Raw genomic sequence first — 1,741 nt, forward strand, 5'->3', positions numbered from 1 at the left:
CGGGGTATCGAGATCCTGCTGTAGCAGCGCGGCTTCGGCGATCAGACGCGACGAGTTCATCAGCAGCATGCCCGCTCCCGAGCGCGGCGCGACCACCGCCGATGTGCCGGGGCCCGCGGGGCCGCAGGCTGGAAGTCGAACCGAGCGAACAGCTTTCCCCCGAATCCGCGAAGGACACGATATGACCGAGCAACAGTCCACCACCAAGCGCACCAAGTTGATCATCGGCGGGGCCGCCGCGGCCGTCGTCGCGGCCGGTGTGATCGGCGTGGTGTCGGTGAATGCCCAGGATCCGGATCCGGGCGCCAAGACCCCGGTGGTCGCCGATGTGGCGAACGCGAATCTGCAGCAGAGCACGCATCTCACCATCGCCGCCGCCACCAAGGCCGCGCAGGCCGCCCTCGACGCCGCAGTGAAGGAGAACCAGCATGTGACTGTCGCCGTGGTCGATCGCGACGGAAACACCGTGGTGACGCTGCGCGGCGACGGCGCGGGCCCGCAGTCCTATGAGTCCGCGCGGGAGAAGGCGTTCACCGCGGTCTCCTGGAACGCGCCGACCTCGGTGCTGGCCAAGCGGCTCGACGGCGCACCGCACCTGGCCGATATCAAGGGCACCCTGTTCCTCGCGGGTGGCACGCCGGTGACGGCCAAGGGTGGCGCGCCGATCGCGGGCGTCGGTGTCGCGGGCGCACCCAGCGGTGATCTGGACGAGAAGTTCGCGCAGGCTGGTGTCGCCGCTCTCGGTGGCTGAGCAGCCACCGCGATCGGGAGCCGGGTGTGGCAGCGCTCTCTGACCGGGGTGCTGCCGCGTAGCTGAGAGGCTGCCGCGACCGCGGGAAACACATGTGCGGTGCGGTATCGGGCGCGCCGACACTCGGCACGATTCCGAACCGGTCGGCAGGGAGTACTAACCTTCTCCCGGTGACCGAGTCCGCTGACGGATTGCTGCCCGACCCCGGAGGGGCCGGGTCCGAGGCGTTTCCACATGCCGACCGGCTGCGATTGTTCTCCTTCGCCACCGCCGAGAAACGGGCCGACTACCTGTGGGTGCTGCGGGCGTTCGACACCGCCCGTGCCGCGTACGTGGTGCTGTTGCACGCCTCCGATGTCGCCGACACGCTCAATCGTTGCCCGGGCGCGCCGGCCTTGACCCCGACCGAGGTCGGGCCGCTGCTCGAGCAGTTGCACCAGTGGGGTGTGCTGGAACGCAGCTATGACGGGACGCGCGCGGCCACCCTCGCCGAGTATCGCAACCGGCATTTCGTCTATCAGTTCTCCCAAGCCGGATATCAGGCGTATCGGGCGGTTTCGGATGTGCTGGACGCCCGCCTCGACGAGGCGGCGCTCTCGCGGCTGGTGCTGCCGGAACTGCTCGCCGATCTGCACACACTCTCGGAGGCCAACAAGAGCGCCGACGCGCCCCGCGTCTACCGGGTGCTCAACCGCCTGGACCGCGCCCTGTCGGATCTGGCCGAGCGCGCCGCGCATTTCTATCTGACCCTGGGCGATCTGGTCCGCACCACCGAGGCGACCCCGGAGGCGTTCCTCGCCCACAAGGACGCGCTGCTGGCGCACATGCGCGAATTCTCCATGGATCTGGCGCGTTTCGCGCCCCGGCTGGCCGCCGCCATCCGCGAGGTGGAGGCACAGCCTGCCACCGGCGATGAGCACCCGCAGGTGCGTATCGGGCTTCCTAGCGTCGAATCCACCAGCGAGACCTAGGAGTTCACATGCGTATCGG

1 protein-coding gene and 1 pseudogene are annotated in these 1,741 nt (G+C 69.1%); both read left to right on the forward strand.

Annotated features, from left to right (window positions below):
- The first annotated feature begins 181 nt into the window (after positions 1 to 181).
- A complete protein-coding gene (locus tag ACWELQ_RS45150; RefSeq protein WP_452403100.1) occupies positions 182 to 751 on the forward strand; it encodes a GlcG/HbpS family heme-binding protein in 570 nt (189 codons plus the stop codon).
- Between the two features lie 92 nt (positions 752 to 843).
- Positions 844 to 1,647: pseudogene (locus ACWELQ_RS45155) on the forward strand (DUF2397 domain-containing protein); the annotation flags it as partial.
- Positions 1,648 to 1,741 lie beyond the last annotated feature (94 nt).

This window comes from Nocardia sp. NPDC004722, assembly GCF_053601505.1.

Coding starts and splice junctions, on each gene's coding strand:
- ACWELQ_RS45150 (WP_452403100.1), top strand. CDS start 182: ATGACCGAGCAACAGTCCACCACCAAGCGCACCAAGTTGATCATCGGC.